Genomic DNA, 16726 nt, shown 5'->3' with positions numbered 1-16726 from the left:
GCACGTGGCCGTGGTGCGCCTTCCCGCCCGGGTCATCCATATCGCCGGGCAGGGCGGTGAGGATGCCGATGGCCATCTCTCCCCCGGTTTCGAGGAACAGGTCGAGCAGGCGCTGGACAACCTGCAGATTGCATTGGGTTCGGCGCAGGCCAGCCTGGCCGATGTCGCACGGTTGCGCATCCTGGTGGTCGACCACGACGAGGACCGGCTGGGCATCATCGCCCGTCAGGTGCGGCAGCGTTGGCCTAACCGCGCGGCGCCGACCTGCACCCTGATTCCCGTGCCGCGGCTGGCGCTGGACGGCATGCTGTTCGAGATCGAGGCGGAGGCCTACGCCGCCTAGCGCAGGTAGTACTCCACCGGCACCACCAGCTCCTGCGGTGCCTTCATTTCCACGGGAATGGGCGGCAGCGGCTGCGCGCGGCGGAACGTCTGCAGCGCGGCGTCGTCGAGCATCGGTTGGCCACTGGACTGCTCCAACCGCAGCGCCAGCAGGCGTCCCTCGCGATCGATGCTGGCCCTGACCCAGGCGGTCCCCTGCTGCCGGCGCGAGCGCGCGGCGGCGGGGTAGTAGCGGTAACGCTCCAGCCGCGCCATCAGGCGGGCTTCCCACTGGTCGCTGGCGGCGCCGGCCTGGAAGTCCGCCGGTGGTGCGTCGGGAGCGGGCGGCGCGGCCGTGATCGATGCCGGTGCGGGACTTGCATTGGTCACGGCCGCAGGCGGGGCGACCGGCAGGGCTTGCCGGCCAGGGCCACCGCGTTCGCTGGCGGCCACCTCGCCCTCGCGTGCGGCGGTGGGCTTCGGTGGAGGGGGCGACTTCGTTGGTTGCGATGCGCGCGCCTGCTGCGCCTGGCTGGGGGTGTCGGCCTGGCGCTCTTCCACTGGCTGGGGCGGCGTCGCCGGCGCCAGCAGGCGCAGGCTGATGCGCACGTCCTGCTCAGGCGGCGGCAGCAACGGCGGCGTGGCCACCCAATGCATCAACAGCAGCAGGGGCAACAGGTGCAGGCCGATGCTGATGGCGATCGCCTGCCAGTGTTGGCCGCGCTCACTCATCGTCCAGCACCCATAGCAGGTCGGCGTCGGCCGCCTCGACGGTTTCACCCGGCGAGGCCAGTGCGATCACCAGCGCTGGTGTATCCGCTGGCAGGTAGCCCGGCACGCCGGTACCGCGCAGTACATGCCAGCGACCAGCCACCAGCAGCGAGGGCGCGGGTGCTGCGGTCAGCACTTGTGCCATGCGCGTGTCGCGGGCCTGTTGCACGGCCAGCATCCCTTCCAGCATCGGTGCTGCGTCCGCATGCTGGGCCAGCACCACGGCCGACAGGCGTTGCTGGGCAGCGGGCACCGGGAACCGCACTGCATCCGCGGACGCCAGGCGCGCGTTGACCTCGGCGCGCGCGAGATTGCCGCCGAACAAGGGGATGCCGGCAGCGGTGGCGTCCTGCACCAGCCCGCCGTAGGCGGTCCACGGCCATCGTGTATCCCAGCCCAGCAGCTCCTGCAGGCGCGCACCGCCGGCATGGTTGCCATTGGCCAGCCAGCGCTGCACCCGCTGCAGGCGCGGCTGGCGTTCGCTGGCAATCATCTCCAGCACCAGTGCGCCTTGTGGTCGTTGCTGCTGCAGCACGTGCAGCAGCCAGCGCTGGGCGGCGTGGTCTCCGGCCAGGTCGTGGCGTTCGCCCAGCAGCAGTCGCGGGGCGTTCGCTGCGCGCTTCACGAACGCAGCTTCGTCCAGGGTCTGGCCGCTGGCGAGGTCGAGCACCGTGCCGGGCATCGGCTGCGCGCTGGCCATTGCGGCCAGTGCAAGCAGGCATAGCGGCAGCCAGCGACGGCTAGAACGCCACATTGACGCCCATCGAGACGGTGCGGCCACGGCCGTTGCCGCGGTCCAGGATCGGGCTGAAGATGCTGTCGATCGAGGCATTGTTGTCATAGGCCTTGTTCTGCAGGTTTTCGATGTTCAGCCACAGCGTGGTGTTGGGCTGGGGCTTGAAGCTGGCGTAGAAGTCGAGCAGTACACCGGTACCGCCGGTCTTGCGGGTCTGGAAGAAGTCGTAGCCCTCTTCGGTGGGCCCGGAGTATTCGGCGCGCAGGCCGGCCTGCACGCGCTGCTGCCACCAGCGGCCGCCCACGTCCAGCGTCCAGTAGCGGTCGGGCAGGGCGGTGATGTCTTCCAGGTTGACGAATTCGATGGCGGGCGCGCTGGTGTGTGAACGTGTCCAGCTCAGCGTGGCGTGGTAGTGCTCGCTGGCGTAGTGCGCTTCCAGCTCGATACCGCGCATGCGCACCACGCCCGGGTGGTTCATCCAGCGCGTGGTGGTGCTGAAATCGTCCACGTCCAGCGCATCGGTCCAGGCAGTGAGCTGCGGATCGCTGTCGATCGGTACCACGAAGGGCTCCACTTCCGGCGGATGCACGATCAGCAGGTATTGCGGCTTGATGTAGTCGCGGATGCGGTTGTCGAAGCGGGTGACGCGCAGCTGGGCCAGGTCGCCGTCAACCAGCAGCGAGTCGGTGCTGAGGTTGGCGCCGAACTGCAGGTTGCGCGAGCGCTCACGGCGCAGGAACGGGTTGGCGCCCACGCCGTCGGCATCGCTCATGCCTTCCAGTGGGATTTTCTCGAAGAACATCTCCTGCACGCGCGGCGGGCGCGATGTGCGCGAGGCTTCGGCGAACAGCTGCAGCCAGTCGGTGGCCTGCCACGAAACCGCCAGGCTGGGGCTGAGCGCGTGCTGGGTGCGGTGCACGTCGATGCCGCCGCCGTTGATCTCGGCGCACTGGCCGGGGACATCCGAGCACACCGGGACGTGGCCACGGATGCCATAGCGATCCTGGCGCAGGCCTGCGGTCAGCGCGTAGACGTCGTACTGCAGTTCCAGCGTGCTGAACACGCTGTCCAGCTGGCTCCGACCCTGGGGGTTGGCGCCGCGCAGGGTCGGGGTGTCGGCCACGTAGATGTCCGACTGGTGCTTGATGCCGGTGTTCCAGCGCGCCTGCAGTGCGCCGATGTCGAAGCGGCTGGTGTTGTCGAGTGTCCAGCTGCTCAGGCTGCTGTGGGTGCGGCGGCCGATGTAGCTGGAGTCCTCCACCGGCGGATAGAACAGCCGGGTCTTGTTGCTGGCGAAGGTCGCACGCAGGTCGATCCACGGCGTGTAGGGCGTGTAGTGGTAGCTGGCACGCTGGTTGCGCGCGGAAATCTGCCACGGGTAGTTGTGGTAGAAGTCGTTTTCGTAACGCATGTGGCTCAGGTCCAGCCGATGCTGGTCACTGGGCTGCAGGCGTGCTTTCAACAGCCAGCTGCGGGGTTGCTGGCTGCCGGGGTCGGCATTGTTCTTCTGCCCGCGTGCCGTGGCGTACTCGCCGCTGCGACTGCTGCTGGCGGCGGCCAGCAGGCCGAACTGGCGGTCACCACCGTCTTCGCTGTGGCGCCACGCGCCGGCGAAGGTGCGGCCGCTGCCATAGCCGTTGTTGCCATGGCGATAGCCCGCACGCAGGCCCCAGTCACGGCCTTCGCCGAGCAGGTCGTCGATGTCCAGCGTGCGGAAGTTGGCACTGCCGGCCAGCGTGCCGGCGCCATCACCGCCGGCCACCGCACCGCGCTGCACGTCCACGCCGGCCAGCAGGAACGGGTCGACATAGGCGAACGGGCCACCCGAGCCATGCCCGGCGTTGTTGCGGAAGGTCTGGGTGACACCATCGATCATGGTGTTGACCCGGCCGGCGCCGGTCATGCCGCGGATGTTGACCTGCAGCCCAGGCTGGCTGCGCGAATGGAAACTGTGGGTGCCGGGCATCGAACGCAGCAGGCTGTTGCCGTCCTGGCGTTCGGCCATCGCCACGCGCTCGCTGCCGACCGCCGGTGCGAAGCCATCGCGCGTGGCCGGCACATACTGGCTGGCGCCTGCACCGGGGGAATGACCGTGCGCGGTATCGCCCTGTACGCGCAGCGGGCCGGTTTGACGGCTGCCATCGGCGGGTTCGGGCGGCGCCGGTTCCAGGGTGGCGCGGCGTGCGTCGATGAAGCGGGGGCGCAGGCCGCTGCCGGCCAGCAGGCGCGACAGGGCCTGAGCGTCGTCGAACTGTCCGCGCAGCGCTGGCGCCGTCTGGCCGCCCGGCAGTGCCGCACCGATCACCAGGTCGACACCGGTCAACCGGCTGTAGGCGTCCAGTGCGCTGGCCAGCGGTTGTGCAGGAAGATCGAAGTGGCGGGTGGCGGCCTGCGCGTGTGCGCTGGCAGGCAACAACGGAATCGGACTGGCGCAGGCCAGTGACAGGGCGAGGACAAGGGGGCGGTGAAACAGCATCGGGGGCTCCAGGGGCTGACGCAGTGCGTCGTCATCCTGGGTAGACGCAGCGGCAGGGCCGATGTCAGGGTGCATCGCGATGTCCCCTGCGTGGCGGCAGCCACACCTGCACGCCCGCGCCCAGGCGGAGCACGCGCACATGCAGCTGCGTGGCCAGCTGGTCACGGCTGCGCGCAGCACCGTCGGCGCTGCCGAGCAGGGTGACCGGCTGCTGGCGCAGGTGTGCGCCGATGATCCAGGTATGGCCGCCATGCCAGCGATCCAGGTCCTGGGTGACTTCGGCCAGGGGCGTGGAGATCCAATGCAGGCGACGTTCGCGCCAGGCCAGCGCACTGTGGCTGGCAGCCTGGCTGACGGTCGCTGCCTGTCCATCGAAGCGCAGCTGCTGTCCTTCGATGGCCAGCTCACTGCGGCTGCCGCTATCCACGCGGACGCGATGCTCGGTGACGGTGACCACGCTGTCGTTGTCCTGCACGGCAAGGTCGAAGGCCGTGCCGAGCGCGGTGACCGTGCCGTGCGTCGTATGCACCTGGAATGGATGCTGCGCATCGGCGGCTACCTTGAACCAGGCCTGGCCGTGCTGCAGCTGCAGCTGCCGGCGCTGTGCATCGATGCGGACATGGACTTCGCTGCCTGGCGAGAGCAGCACGTGCGAGCCATCCGGCAGGACTTCTTCGCGGATCTCGCCCGCCGCCGTGCGCATTACCTGGGCGGCGGGTGGCGCGGCCTGGCGGGTATACAGGCCCAAGGCACAGAGCAGCAGCACGGCAGTGCCGGCGTCGCGCAGGTGCCGGCGCTGCCGCTTGCGCTGGTGCCGCTGCAGGCTGGGCGTCGCGTCACCGGCCTGCCAGAGCGCCTGCAGGTGCTGGTACTGCGCGGCGTGGCGGCAATCGGCGTGGTACCACTGGTTGAAGGCGCGCTCGTCGCGGCCGCCGTCGTGGCCGTCCAGCCACCAACGCGCGGCCTCGCGCGCGATCGCTTCCTGGCTCATGCGCCGGGTACCTGCTGCAGCGCCACCAGTGCACGCAGCAGATGGCCGTGCGCGGTCTGCCGGCTGATGCCGAGCTGGCGGCCGATCTCGGCCAGTGCCATCTGCTCCACGCGGGCCAGCAGGAATACCTGGCGCGAGCGCGGTGGCAGCGCGGCGATGATCGCATCGAGATGGCGCAGCTGTTCGGCGTCCAGCAGGTGCTGCTCCGGCAGCGGTGCAGGATCGGCGAGGGCGTGCAGTTGCGCGTCATCCAGCGCTTCCTCACGACGGCGCTGGCGTTGCCGGTAGTGATCAGCGATCAGATTGTGGGCGACGCGGTACAGGTAGGCGCGGCCGTTGCTCAGCAGGCCGCTGGCGGCGACCTTGACGACGCGCAGCCAGGTTTCCTGGACGACGTCATCGGCGTCGCAGCGTTGCGGGAGTTTGCGGCGGACATGGGCGTGCAGCGGCCGGTAATGGGCCGCGCACAGCTGCGCGACATCCGTCGGTTCGACAGGCGTGGACACGGGGCGGGCGACAACTGGGAAAGGGAACAGCCCGCGGCGGCAAGGGCAGCGGCTGCACCTTACAGTAAAAGAGAATCATTTGCATCTATGAGGACATAGCACACCTGCCCGAACGCGGGATCAGCGCGGGCGATAATCGCAGTGGATCTGCAGGGCTTCGGTGGGGTTGTGGTGCAGTTCGAAGCCGCAGTGCTGCAGGCTGTGCTTCACCCGCACGACCGCTTCGGCATGACGGGCGACGCGACGATCCTGCCAGCGCGGCGGGGTGAACACGCCCAGCGGCAGCAGCCTCAGCCGCTTGCCGTGCAGTACCAGTGAGACATCGATATGACGGCCATCGATATCGTGGCCGTTGGCGCCGAAGATGGCATCGACTTCATCGTGGCGCTGCGGATAGCAGGTGCGGAAGAGGGTGATGCCGAGCCGCCGCACCAGGCGCCGGAAGCCACCGAGGCGGCTGTGGCGGGGCTCGAAGCCCCGGGTGAGCAGCAGGCGCAGTTCGGCAGGCAGCAGTGCCTGTGCCTCGAGCAGGCGTTGCAGCACCTCTGCGTCGATCTGGATATGGCGGGAGGGCCAGCGCGGGGCGACATGCAGCCCGTGGTGGCTGCCGCGGTGCAGGGTCAGCATGGCGGAAGATTGGCATGCCGGAATGCCGTCGGGTAGTGCCGGCCGCTGGCCGGCAGCTTCGGGTACCGGCCAGCGGCCGGCACCACCATCGTCGGGTCAGAGGTCGCGGTACTGGATCTGCGACGCCAGTACGCGCAGGCCGTCAGCATTGCTGGACAGGATGCGTTCTTCGCCAACCCCCTTCTGTCGCGTCAACTGGAAGCCCTGGTCGGCAGGCAGCTGCGCGGCGATGGCATCCATGCGCTGCAGCGCATCGGGGCCGCTGCAGTCGAAGTGGCCCCAGCAGGCGCCATTGCGGTGGATCTGCAATCGGTAGTTCATCGCGGCATCTCCGGCAGGCCCTGCAGCCAGTGGTCGAACATCGCGGTGGCCGCCGCCGCCAGCGGTGCACCGTAACGACGCGCCTGGGCGCGAAGATCGTTCGGATCGATGCCGGCCTGCGCCAGCTCCAGGGTGTGGCCGATCAGCCAGCGTTCGAACTGGCGGGCGTCCAGCTCCGGATGGCATTGCAGGGCCAGCGCATGGTGGCCGATGGCGAAGGCCTGGTGGCGGCAGGCCGGCGTGCTGGCCAGGCGTTTGGCACCGGTTGGAAGTTCGAACGCTTCGCCATGCCAATGCAGTACGGGAATGCCTTGCAGGGCCTGCAGCGGTGAACGCTGGCCTTCATCGGTCAGCAGCAACGGTGCAAAGCCGATCTCCTTGCCCCCACTGGCGGCGACGTCGGCACCGAGCGCACGGGCCATCAACTGCGCGCCGAGGCAGATGCCCAGGGTCGGCTGTTGCTGCTGCAGCCGGCGCTGCAGCAAGGCGATGCTGTCGGTGACGAAGGGATAGGTCTCTGTGTCATTGACGCTGATCGGACCGCCCAGCACTACCAGCAGGTCGGCGGTTTCGGCGGAGTCGAGGGCGTCGACACCGGCCTGCAGCACCTGCAGCTGCCAGCCCTGCGCCAGCAGCAACGGTTGCAGGGTGCCGAGGTCTTCAAAGGCGACGTGTTGCAGAACGACCGCGCGCTTCATGCCGGGGCTCCGCTGTTCGGCCAGTAGAAGCTGTCCGGGGTGGCACGGGCACCGAAGATGGCCTGGCCGACGCGGACCACGGTGGCGCCTTCCTCGATGGCCACTTCGAAGTCGCCGGACATGCCCATCGACAGCTGCGACAGGTCGATGCCCGATGGGGCGGTGCGTTGCAACTGGTCGCGCAGCTCGCGCAGGCGCACGAAGCAGGCGCGCACGCGCTCGACCTCCGGGGTGAAGATGGCCAGTGTCATCAGGCCGCGCACGCGCAGCCGGTCGAATGCGGGAAGCTGCTGCACGAAGGCTTCGACGGCTTCCGGTTCCAGCCCGTACTTGCTGGGCTCGGCCGAGGTGTTGACCTGCACGAACACATCCAGCGTGCGATCTTCCAGTTGCAGGCGCTGCTGCAGGGCCTCGGCCACGCGCAGGCTGTCCAGCGCCTGGAACTCGCTGGCGAAGCGCGCCACGTAGCGCGCCTTGTTGGTCTGCAGGTGACCGATCACCGACCAGTACACGCCCAGATCGGCCATCGTCTCGGCCTTGCGTTGCGCCTCCTGCACTTTGTTCTCGCCCAGCTCGTGGCAACCGGCGGCCACCGCCATGCGGATGCGGGCGTCATCGACGGTCTTGCTGACCGGCAGCAGGCGCACGCTGGCCGGGGCACGACCGGCACGGGCGCAGGCCGCGGCGATGCGTTGGCGCACCGTGACCAGGTTGGCGGCGATCTGTTCAACGGACTGGGCGACGGGCCAGTCGGCAGCGGCAAGGGGCATGCGGGCACCTCCAATGCAGGGCGGCCAGGGTGGGATACACTGGCACAGGACAAGAGATATTTTGGCATAGGACAAAATGAAAATCACCGGGCATAGCGCCGAGTCGATCTTCGACAGCATCCGCGAGGGCATCGGCAAGGGCCGTCTGCTGGCTGGCAGCGTGCTGCCGCCGGTGCGTGAGCTGGCCGAGCAACTGGGCGTGAACCGCAATACGGTGGCCGCTGCCTACAAGCGATTGGATGCGGCGGGCCTGGCCAGCACGGCGGGCCGTCGTGGCACGGTGGTGCGCGGATTGCCGCCGACGCTGGCGCGTGAGGGCAGCACGCCGGGGCTGGCGCTGCAGGACCTGGCCGGTGGCAACCCGGATCCGCGCCTGCTGCCGAATCTGCGCCTGGCCCCGGCGGCGCCACGGCTGTATGGCGTGGGCACGGTCGACCCGAGGTTGCAGGCGCTGGCACGCGCCTCGCTGGATGCGGACTGCCCCGAGGGGTACGCGCTGGAGCTGACCCATGGCGCGGTCGATGGCATCGAACGCCTGCTGGCGGCGTGGCTGCTGCCGGGGGATCGCATTGCAGTGGAGGATCCGTGCTTTCTGGGCAGCCTCAATGTGCTCAATGCTGTGGGCCATGCGCCGTTGCCGGTGGCGGTGGACGCGCATGGCATGCAGGTCGAATCGCTGCGGCAGGCACTGGAGGCCGGTGCACGTGCGGTGTTGCTGACCCCGCGCGCGCACAACCCGACCGGGGCCAGCCTGGATGCGAAGCGGGCACGGGCGTTGCGGCAATTGTTGGCGGTGTATCCGCAGGTGGCGGTGCTGATCGACGATCACTACGCGCTGCTTTCGCAGCAGGCCTACCACTCGGTACTGCCGCTGGATGGCCGGCGCTGGGCGCTGCTGCGTTCGCTGTCCAAGCCGCTCGGCCCGGATCTGCGGCTGGCCTGGCTGGCCTGTGATGACGAGACCGCGTCGCGGTTGCGGCTGCGGTTGGCGTCCGGCACGGGCTGGGTCAGTCACCTGCTGCAGGATGCAGCGACCTCGGTGCTGGGGTCGGCAACGCAGCGGGCGAAGATCGCCTCGGCGGGCGAGCGTTACCAGCAGCGGCTGCAGTCGTTGCAGGAACTGCTGCGCGCGCGTGGCCTGCCGACGCCGTTGCCGATGGAGGGGCTGAACCTGTGGCTGCCGTTGCCGGGCGACAGTCATCCGCAGGTGCTGGCGCTGGCCGCGCGCGGATGGCATGTGCGCGCTGGCGAGGTGTTCGCGGTGGCGGCGCCGGGGCATGGCCTGCGCATCACCTGCGCGGCGCTGGGCGCGGCGCAGCTGCGGCAGCTGGCCGATGACCTGGCGGCGGTGTGCGGTCTGTAGCGTCGAGCCATGCTCGACTTTGCTTCGCCTTTGTAGAGCCGAGCCATGCTCGGCTGCTGTTGGTAGAAGCAGTCGAGCATGGCTCGACGCTACAAAAGCAGATCAGGGCGCAGCGTTGGCGCCGGGGCGCACGTAGTAGGACTGGCCGCTGTCATCGACGAACATCAGTTCCGGCTTGCCCTGCCAGGAGGTGAGCATGGCGCCGGTGTTGTTCTGGTGCTTGACCATCAGGCTGGCGCCGCGGTCCGGGTTGGCCACCACCTTGAATACTTCCGTGGTGCCATTGGCATCATCCAGGGTCAGCACGGCTTCACCGCCGCGATCGCTGGTGCCATAGCCCCCGCGTTCGGAGCCATCCGGGCCGAGCAGGATCAGGCCGGACAGGGCGGTGGCGCGCGGCCCCTGGGTACGGCCCCGGCTGAGTGGATCGGGCACCGGCGCGCCGAGGATCACCCGGGGTTGGCCAGTGCCGTCGTGGATGATCAGCCCGCGCGCTTCGATGATGCGCTGTGGCGATTGGCTGCGATGCAGGCTCCAGGCGGTCCAGCCGGAAACCAGCAGGGCGAGTATGGAGACCACCAGCGTGGTCAGCAGCAGTGCGCGGGGCATCGTATCGTCCTTCCCTGGATGCAGCGACGATAGCGGATGCGGGGGACTGATGACCAGTTCGTTGTGTGACGGCGTGTATCGTCAATGGAAATCGCGGCTGTGGCTGCGCAGCCCCTGCAGCAGTTCATCCAGGCAGTGCATGCGTTGCACGATGACATGCTGCACGCCATCGACGCGTTCCAGGCGGCCGTCGATCTGCATCAGCTGGGTGTCGACCAGTACCCGGTGCTGGCGATCGGCCAGGTGCCGCCAGACCACGGCGTTGACCATGCCGGTCTCATCTTCGAGGGTGAGGAAGGTGACGCCGCTGGCGGTCTGCGGGCGCTGGCGCATGCGTACCAGGCCGGCGATGCGCACGCGACGGCCATGGCCATGGCCCGCCAGCTGCGCGGCATCCAGGCAGCCACGGCTGCGCAGTTGCGTGCGCAGGAACGAGACCGGGTGCCGGCCGAGGGTGGTGCCGGTGCTGCGGTAGTCGGCCTGCATGTCTTCCCAGGCGCTGGGCAGGGGCAGTGGAACGCGGGCTTCGGCGGTGGCGCGGGCCTGGTCGAACAGCGGCAGCCGGTTCTCCACGCCGGAGATATCCCAGCGTGCACGATGGCGATGGCCGCTGAGTCCACGCAGTGCACCGGCATCGGCCAGCAGGCCCTGCTGGCGGCGGTCCAGTGAGGTGCGCTGGCACAGGTCGCCGACATCGTCGAACGGGCGACGCGCACGTTCGCGCATGATGGCCTGTACCGCCGCTTCGTTGCAGCCTTCGACCAGGCGCAGGCCGAGCCGGATCGCCGCCGGCCCCTTGCCGAAATCCAGCGTGCAGTCCCAGTCGCTGTGGCGCACGTCCACCGGCAGCACGCCGATGCCATGCCGGCGCGCGTCCTGCAGCAGCTGGTCGGGGCTGTAGAAGCCCAGCGGCTGGCTGTTGATCAGGCTGGCAGTGAACGCGGCGGGATGATGGCACTTCAGCCAGCAGCTGGCATAGGTCAGCAGGGCGAAGCTGGCGGCATGGCTTTCCGGGAAACCGTAATCGCCGAATCCCTTGATCTGCTCGAACAGGTGCTCGCCGTATTCGCGGCTGAAGTTGTTTCTCAGCATGCCGGCCAGCAGCTTCTCGCGATGCGGCTCCAGGCCGCCGCGGCGCTTCCAGGCCGCCATCGAACGGCGCAGGGCATCGGCCTCGCCCGGGGTGTAGCCGGCCGCATCCACCGCCAGCTGCATCACCTGCTCCTGGAACAGCGGCACGCCCAGGGTGCGCGCGAACACGCGCTCCAGCTGCGGCGGGTACAGCGGCTCATCGAGGGTGTCCAACGCCTGCGGGCCTTGCTCGCGCAGCAGCCGGCGCCGCTCCAGGTAGGGGTGCACCATGTCGCCCTGGATCGGGCCGGGGCGCACGATCGCCACTTCGATCACCAGGTCGTAGAAATTGCGCGGCTGCATGCGCGGCAGCATCGCCATCTGTGCGCGCGACTCGATCTGGAACACGCCGATGGTGTCGGCGGCGCAGATCATGTCGTAGGTCGGGCCGTCTTCATCGGGAATCGCATCCATGCGCCCTTCATGCAGGCCATGCTGTTTCAGCATCGCCAGGCACTTGCGGATGGCGGTGAGCATGCCCAGCGCCAGGCAGTCGACCTTCATCAGGCCGGTGGCATCCAGATCGTCCTTGTCCCATTGGATGACGGTGCGGTCGGCCATCGCCGCGTTTTCCACCGGCACCAGGGTTGACAGCGGATGCTCGGAAATCACGAAGCCGCCCGGGTGCTGCGACAGGTGGCGCGGGAAGTCGATCAGCTCGGTGGTCAGCGCCAGCAGCCGCCGCATCAGCGGGGTTTCCGGATCGAAGCCGCGCTCGCGCAGGGTCTCCGGCAGCGGCACATGGCCGCCCCAGTGGTCCATCGCCGCGCCCAGTTCGTTGACCTGGTCCATCGGCAGGCCGAGTGCACGGGCCACGTCGCGGATCGCGCTGCGGCCACGATAGCTGATCGCTACCGCAGTCAACGCCGCGCGCTCGCGGCCATAGCGCTTGAACACGTACTGTAGCACTTCCTCGCGGCGCTCGTGTTCGAAGTCGATGTCGATATCCGGTGGTTCGTCGCGCTCGGCGGAGATGAAGCGCTCGAACAGCAGGTTGCTGCGCGCCGGGTCGATCTCGGTCACGCCCAGTACGAAGCACACCGCAGAGTTGGCCGCCGAGCCGCGGCCCTGGCAGAGGATGTCCTGGCTGCGCGCGAAGCGCACGATGTCCTGCACAGTGAGGAAGTAGGAGGCGTAGTTCTTCTGTCTGATCAACGCCAGTTCGTGCTCGATCTGTTTGCGTTGCGCCGGTTCGATGCCGCCTTTCCAGCGCCACGGGATGCCGCGCTCGACCAGTACGCGCAGCCAGCTGTCCGGGTCGTGGCCCTCGGGCACCAGCTCGCGCGGATAGGTGTACTGCAGCTGCTCCAGGGTGAAGTGGCAGCGCTCGGCGATGCGCAGGGTCTCGGCCAGCAGTTCGGACGGATACAGCTGGGCCAGTGCGGTACGCGGGCGCAGGTGGCGCTCGCCGTTGGGAAACAGGCGCCAGCCGGCCTCGGCCACGCTGCAGCGGTGGCGGATCGCAGTCAGCGTGTCCTGCAGGGCGCGGCGGCGGCGCACGTGCATGTGCACATCACCACTGGCGACCAGCGGCAGGCGGTGGCGTTCGCCGAAGGCCTGCAGCTGCTGCAGGCGGCGTGCGTCGTCGTGCTCGTGGTGCAGCTCCACCGCCAGCCACAGCCGATCAGCGAAGCCGGTGCGCAGCAGCTCCAGGTCGGTGGCGGCCGGTTGCCGGTCCAGCCACAGGCACAGCAGGCCGTCGGGCAGGCCGAGCAGGTCCTCGCGCAGGCAGCGGTATTCGCCCTTGGCGGCCCGTCGCCGACAGGTGGTGATCAACTGGCACAAGCCGGCGTAGGCGGCCTGATCGGTGCACAGCAGGGCCAGCTTCGGCCCGTCCTCGACCTGGAATTCGGCGCCGACGATCAGTGCCACGCCATGCGTCTTCGCCGCCTGCCAGGCGCGCACGATGCCGGCCAGCGAGCATTCGTCGGTGATCGCCAACGCGCGGTAGCCCTGGCCGGCGGCGCGCGCGAACAGTTCTTCGGCGATCGAGGCGCCACGCTGGAAACTGAAGGCCGACAGGCAGTGCAGTTCGGCGTAGCCGGGCAGTTCGTTGTGCATGACGGCTCAGCCGAACCAGCCGTGCAGCATCCACGGCGCATGCGGGTCATTGCGCTCACGGAAGGCCCAGCCGCGCTGGCCGTGTGCGGTTTCCACCACGTAGTAGTCGCGGCGCGCGTCGGCCTGGTCCCACCAGCCTGATTCGATCCGCTCCGGCCCGGCGACGATGCGCAGGCGCGGGTCACGCAGCGGTTGCGGGGTGTCCAGCAGCCAACCGGGGCGCAGTGGCCAGTATGCCGGTGGCTTGGCCGCAGGCTGGGTGCCGCTGGCACGCTCGGGGCGGTGGTCGGCCTGCACGGCCAGCGGTTGCACGGCGTCATCGCCCAGCCGCGCCCGCAGGCGCTCGCGCAGCTGGTTCCAGGGCATCGCCTGCGCCGGCCGGGTGTCGAACAGGTCGCGCGCGGCGGGCACGAACGGTGGCAGCTGTTCGGCCTGCAGGCGCAGTGCGCGGCTGCCAGCGGGCAGGGCGAACGCTTCCATGCGGTTGCGTGCGATCTCGAACAGCAGCGCAGGATCGCGTTCGGGTGCCAGCAGGCCGATGGTCAGCACGCTGGCCGGCAGCAGGTCATGCTCGAAATGCAGGTCGAAGCGCTGTACGCCGCCATCGCGCGAACACAGGAAGGCCGCCAGGTCCAGCAGCAGGCGGCGCAGCGGGAACAGCAGGGCCTGGCTGGATTCGATCTCGTATTCGAATTCGATGCGTGCATCGAAACGGTCCGGTGGCTGGTAGTAGCGCAGTGGCGCGGTGGGCAGGCCGCGCAATGCGTCCAGCTGTTGCAGCACGTCGGGCGCGAAGCGCCGGGCCAGGCTGTCGCGCGGCAGCTCGAGTACCGCACCCAGCGTGCGCAGCCCGGAGCGGCCGAGCACGGTCACTGCGTCGCTGGGCAGGCCGCAGCGCGGCAACGGCAGCTGCGCCAGCGCCGCCGGCAGCTGCTGCGCATCGATGCCAAGGCCATCGTGGACGTTGGCCAGAACGCGCGCGGCATGCGCCGTGGGCGCGGCCACCAGACGGTGGCGGAACCCGAGTTCATGCAGTTCGTTGCGCAGGCGCTTTTCGATCGTCAGCCAGTCACCGAACAGGGCACGGCTGGCGCCGATTTCCAGCACCAGTGCATGCGGGAAATCGAGGCTGACCTGCGAGCTGTAGGCGTAGGCCCAGCTGGCCAGCAGCTGCCGGGTGTGCTGTTCGGCGTTCGGGTCGTAGTCGTGCAGGTGCATGTCCTGCACCAGCACCTGCGCGGCCGACAGCAGCATGCCCGGGCGCAGCCCCGCTGCGCGTGCGGACGGGCTGACCGCACGCAGCACGCGGCGCTGCGCCGGCCCCTGCAGCAACACCAGTGGCCGCTGCGGATCCGGTTGCAGGCGCAGCACGCTGTCCAGCGCCAGCTGCGGCAACAACAGGCAGGCCCAGTGCATGGCGCGGCCTCAGTGGGCGATGGCCAGTGGCAACGGCTGCGCGGGTGGCAGGCCGCCACGGCACTTCAGCACCCGTACCTGGCCGTGGTCGAGCTGCAGGCGCAGGCTGGCCGGGGAAGGATTGCGTGCTGCCTGCGCCTCGCGGAACACGAAGCCCAGGCACTGGCCGCTGTCGGCCGCTACCTGCAGCCGGCGCAGGGCGCGGTCGTCGGCCTGGTGTGGCCAGCACAGCACCGCCGCGCAGGCCGCAGAGCGCAGGCATTGTTCGGCGGCCCACAGCGCCTGTTTCGGCGCGGCGTGGATGATCTGCAGCTGGGCCAGGTCCAGCCCGGCGGCGGCCCAGGCCGGGGCATGCGGGCGATAGGGCGGGGCGACCAGCACGATCGGGCGGTCGCGCTGGCTCAGCTTCGCCAGCGCCGGCCAGACCAGGGCCAGCTCGCCCACGCCGGGCGCTGCCTGCAGTACCTCGCACAGCCCGCTGGCCGGCCAGCCACCGCCGGGCAGGCGTGCATCCAGTGCCGGGTGGCCGCTGGCCAGGTGGTCGCTGGCCGGTCCCTGGCGGGCCGGGCCACGCCACAGCTGGCGGCCGTCCAGCAGCCGGTCGAGGGCGACGACGGCGCCCATCAGCCGGTCCTCCAAGGGAGGCGCCAGGCGGGCTGGAAGCGGCAGGAATGGGCGGAAACGACAGGCATGGCGCGAGTATCGACGGGCCGGTATCAGGGGCTGAGACCGGACATGCTACTCGCCTTGTGAGTAGAATTACTAATGAAATTGGCGGGCCGGGTTTCAGGTTGCTGAAGGGGTAAAGCATCCACGCATGGCGTGGATCTACTGGACAGAGCCCCGGTAGATCCACGCCAGGCATGGATGGGAGAACGGTGCCGACCAGGGCCGGCACCCACAGGCCCCGGTTACGGGCGGACCGGCAGCGCGACCGGGCGCAGCGGCGCGGCATCGCCACCGCGGATCTTCAGCGGGCCGCCAATGAAAGCGAACTCGTAGACCTTGTCGCGGGCCAGTTCGTCCAGCGCCACCAGCTCGATGATCGGCGCACCCTGCTGCGCCAGCAGGTAGGTGTGCAGCGGCACGTAGTCGTCGGACACTTCCGAGGGGAAGGTCTCGAAGCTCAGGTTGTCGGCGCCGACGATCATCGCGCCGCTGTCCTCAACCAGGAAGCGCGCCGCGTCCAGGCCCATGCCTGGCGGATTGGCCATGTAGGCCCTGGGCTGCTCGAACAGGCGCATGCGGCCGGTGCGGATCAGCACGATGTCACCCTGCTGCAGCTTCACCTGCTGGCGTGCCAGCGCATCCTTCAGGTCCTGGCGGGTGACGCGGTAGCTGTCCGGCAGCATGTCCACGCCCTTGGCGCCGGCCACGTCGATCAGTACGCCACGCGCGATCAGCGGTGGGAATTTCTCGATGCCGGTGACGTTCCAGCCACGGTCGCCGAGGTGCTTGTCGGCCTCGAAGCCGTTCCAGATCTTTCCGTGGATGCCGAAGTGGTTCAGCGCATCGATGTGGGTGCCGGTGTGGCTGTACATCGAGAACGCGGTGCCGGTGTAGCTGCGGGTGAGGTTCATGGTTTCACCCACGCCCATCGGGTCGTCCATCACCGTGCCGCGCGGGGTGTGGGTCATCCAGAACTGGTAGTGCGGGTCGCCGGCATCCTGCCAGCTGGGCATGCCGACGTAGTACTCGGTGGCCAGGTCATAGGCCTTGCCGCCGCTGACCCGCGACAGGATCGCCGCGCGCGAGGCCTCGGTGATCAGGTTGAGGCGGCCGATCTCGTCCTTCGGCCCCCAGGGGCTGGTGCCGACCTGCTGGCCGGAAGGAACGCGTTCATGCGCCGACACGGTGGTGGAAGCGGCGGTGCCGGCCAGCAGCAGGGCCAGCGCGGTGGCCAGGGTACGTGGGGTCATGGGGAATCTC

16 protein-coding genes are annotated in these 16726 nt (G+C 69.2%); 2 read left to right on the top strand and 14 right to left on the bottom strand.

Going from position 1 to position 16726, the window contains the following annotated elements; genetic code table 11:
• Nucleotides 1-13: 13 nt before the first annotated feature.
• On the top strand, nucleotides 14-343 hold the full coding sequence (locus ACZK1G_RS13695; protein ID WP_322108131.1) for a RidA family protein: 330 nt from the start codon (nucleotides 14-16) through the stop codon (nucleotides 341-343).
• On the opposite strand, the gene ACZK1G_RS13690 is transcribed toward ACZK1G_RS13695, so the two are convergent.
• From ACZK1G_RS13690 to ACZK1G_RS13650, 9 genes are all read right to left on the bottom strand, one after another.
• Nucleotides 340-1053, bottom strand: coding sequence for an energy transducer TonB family protein (locus ACZK1G_RS13690; RefSeq protein ID WP_049444451.1), 714 nt, complete (start codon nucleotides 1051-1053; stop codon nucleotides 340-342). The two genes, ACZK1G_RS13695 and ACZK1G_RS13690, sit on opposite strands and share 4 nt — an antisense overlap.
• The gene (locus ACZK1G_RS13685; protein WP_049444449.1) at nucleotides 1046-1846 is read right to left on the bottom strand and encodes a ChaN family lipoprotein; all 801 of its coding nucleotides are present in this window, start codon (nucleotides 1844-1846) and stop codon (nucleotides 1046-1048) included. Before ACZK1G_RS13685 ends, ACZK1G_RS13690 begins: the two co-directional genes overlap by 8 nt.
• The gene (locus tag ACZK1G_RS13680; RefSeq protein WP_101765689.1) at nucleotides 1833-4304 is read right to left on the bottom strand and encodes a TonB-dependent receptor; all 2472 of its coding nucleotides are present in this window, start codon (nucleotides 4302-4304) and stop codon (nucleotides 1833-1835) included. Before ACZK1G_RS13680 ends, ACZK1G_RS13685 begins: the two co-directional genes overlap by 14 nt.
• A gap of 64 nt (nucleotides 4305-4368) precedes the next feature.
• The gene (locus ACZK1G_RS13675; RefSeq protein WP_101765688.1) at nucleotides 4369-5295 is read right to left on the bottom strand and encodes a FecR family protein; all 927 of its coding nucleotides are present in this window, start codon (nucleotides 5293-5295) and stop codon (nucleotides 4369-4371) included.
• Entirely contained in the window at nucleotides 5292-5801 is a 510-nt protein-coding gene (locus ACZK1G_RS13670) for an RNA polymerase sigma factor (RefSeq protein ID WP_049444443.1), read from the bottom strand. The genes ACZK1G_RS13675 and ACZK1G_RS13670 overlap by 4 nt, the downstream gene beginning before the upstream one ends.
• A 120-nt stretch (nucleotides 5802-5921) precedes the next feature.
• A complete protein-coding gene (locus ACZK1G_RS13665) occupies nucleotides 5922-6428 on the bottom strand; it encodes a hypothetical protein (protein ID WP_101765687.1) in 507 nt (168 codons plus the stop codon).
• Between the two features lie 96 nt (nucleotides 6429-6524).
• Nucleotides 6525-6749 carry a hypothetical protein gene (locus ACZK1G_RS13660; protein ID WP_014037579.1) on the bottom strand — a complete coding sequence of 75 codons (225 nt, stop codon included), beginning with the start codon at nucleotides 6747-6749 and terminating at the stop codon, nucleotides 6525-6527.
• Nucleotides 6746-7447: a glutamine amidotransferase gene (locus ACZK1G_RS13655; protein WP_101765686.1), complete on the bottom strand. Its 702-nt coding sequence runs from the start codon at nucleotides 7445-7447 to the stop codon at nucleotides 6746-6748. The genes ACZK1G_RS13660 and ACZK1G_RS13655 overlap by 4 nt, the downstream gene beginning before the upstream one ends.
• On the bottom strand, nucleotides 7444-8217 hold the full coding sequence (locus ACZK1G_RS13650; RefSeq protein WP_101765685.1) for a YggS family pyridoxal phosphate-dependent enzyme: 774 nt from the start codon (nucleotides 8215-8217) through the stop codon (nucleotides 7444-7446). Before ACZK1G_RS13650 ends, ACZK1G_RS13655 begins: the two co-directional genes overlap by 4 nt.
• 76 nt (nucleotides 8218-8293) lie before the next feature.
• On the opposite strand from ACZK1G_RS13650, the gene ptsJ reads away from it, so the two are divergent.
• Nucleotides 8294-9580, top strand: coding sequence for a MocR-like B6 salvage transcription factor PtsJ (gene ptsJ, locus ACZK1G_RS13645; protein WP_101765684.1), 1287 nt, complete (start codon nucleotides 8294-8296; stop codon nucleotides 9578-9580).
• Between the two features lie 102 nt (nucleotides 9581-9682).
• On the opposite strand, the gene ACZK1G_RS13640 is transcribed toward ptsJ, so the two are convergent.
• The 5 genes from ACZK1G_RS13640 to ACZK1G_RS13620 form a co-directional block, all read right to left on the bottom strand.
• Nucleotides 9683-10189 (bottom strand): hypothetical protein, encoded by a 507-nt coding sequence (locus tag ACZK1G_RS13640; protein ID WP_049443333.1) that lies wholly within the window; start codon nucleotides 10187-10189, stop codon nucleotides 9683-9685.
• An 81-nt stretch (nucleotides 10190-10270) separates the two neighbouring features.
• On the bottom strand, nucleotides 10271-13381 hold the full coding sequence (locus ACZK1G_RS13635) for an error-prone DNA polymerase (protein ID WP_101765683.1): 3111 nt from the start codon (nucleotides 13379-13381) through the stop codon (nucleotides 10271-10273).
• 6 nt (nucleotides 13382-13387) lie between these two features.
• Nucleotides 13388-14797 carry a Y-family DNA polymerase gene (locus ACZK1G_RS13630; RefSeq protein ID WP_101765682.1) on the bottom strand — a complete coding sequence of 470 codons (1410 nt, stop codon included), beginning with the start codon at nucleotides 14795-14797 and terminating at the stop codon, nucleotides 13388-13390.
• Nucleotides 14798-14806: 9 nt separating this feature from the next.
• Entirely contained in the window at nucleotides 14807-15421 is a 615-nt protein-coding gene (imuA, locus tag ACZK1G_RS13625) for a translesion DNA synthesis-associated protein ImuA (RefSeq protein ID WP_087922892.1), read from the bottom strand.
• Between the two features lie 287 nt (nucleotides 15422-15708).
• Nucleotides 15709-16716: a cyclase family protein gene (locus ACZK1G_RS13620; protein ID WP_008266828.1), complete on the bottom strand. Its 1008-nt coding sequence runs from the start codon at nucleotides 16714-16716 to the stop codon at nucleotides 15709-15711.
• Nucleotides 16717-16726 lie beyond the last annotated feature (10 nt).

The sequence above is a fragment of the Stenotrophomonas sp. 109824_Sma genome (assembly GCF_056480025.1).
This window is presented reverse-complemented; position numbering and strand designations above follow the sequence as displayed.

Coding starts and splice junctions, on each gene's coding strand:
- ACZK1G_RS13655 (WP_101765686.1), bottom strand. CDS start 7,447: ATGAAGCGCGCGGTCGTTCTGCAACACGTCGCCTTTGAAGACCTCGGC.
- ACZK1G_RS13630 (WP_101765682.1), bottom strand. CDS start 14,797: ATGCACTGGGCCTGCCTGTTGTTGCCGCAGCTGGCGCTGGACAGCGTG.
- ACZK1G_RS13680 (WP_101765689.1), bottom strand. CDS start 4,304: ATGCTGTTTCACCGCCCCCTTGTCCTCGCCCTGTCACTGGCCTGCGCC.
- imuA (WP_087922892.1), bottom strand. CDS start 15,421: ATGGGCGCCGTCGTCGCCCTCGACCGGCTGCTGGACGGCCGCCAGCTG.
- ACZK1G_RS13665 (WP_101765687.1), bottom strand. CDS start 6,428: ATGCTGACCCTGCACCGCGGCAGCCACCACGGGCTGCATGTCGCCCCG.
- ACZK1G_RS13660 (WP_014037579.1), bottom strand. CDS start 6,749: ATGAACTACCGATTGCAGATCCACCGCAATGGCGCCTGCTGGGGCCAC.
- ACZK1G_RS13620 (WP_008266828.1), bottom strand. CDS start 16,716: ATGACCCCACGTACCCTGGCCACCGCGCTGGCCCTGCTGCTGGCCGGC.
- ACZK1G_RS13635 (WP_101765683.1), bottom strand. CDS start 13,381: ATGCACAACGAACTGCCCGGCTACGCCGAACTGCACTGCCTGTCGGCC.
- ACZK1G_RS13650 (WP_101765685.1), bottom strand. CDS start 8,217: ATGCCCCTTGCCGCTGCCGACTGGCCCGTCGCCCAGTCCGTTGAACAG.
- ptsJ (WP_101765684.1), top strand. CDS start 8,294: ATGAAAATCACCGGGCATAGCGCCGAGTCGATCTTCGACAGCATCCGC.
- ACZK1G_RS13675 (WP_101765688.1), bottom strand. CDS start 5,295: ATGAGCCAGGAAGCGATCGCGCGCGAGGCCGCGCGTTGGTGGCTGGAC.
- ACZK1G_RS13640 (WP_049443333.1), bottom strand. CDS start 10,189: ATGCCCCGCGCACTGCTGCTGACCACGCTGGTGGTCTCCATACTCGCC.
- ACZK1G_RS13685 (WP_049444449.1), bottom strand. CDS start 1,846: ATGTGGCGTTCTAGCCGTCGCTGGCTGCCGCTATGCCTGCTTGCACTG.
- ACZK1G_RS13690 (WP_049444451.1), bottom strand. CDS start 1,053: ATGAGTGAGCGCGGCCAACACTGGCAGGCGATCGCCATCAGCATCGGC.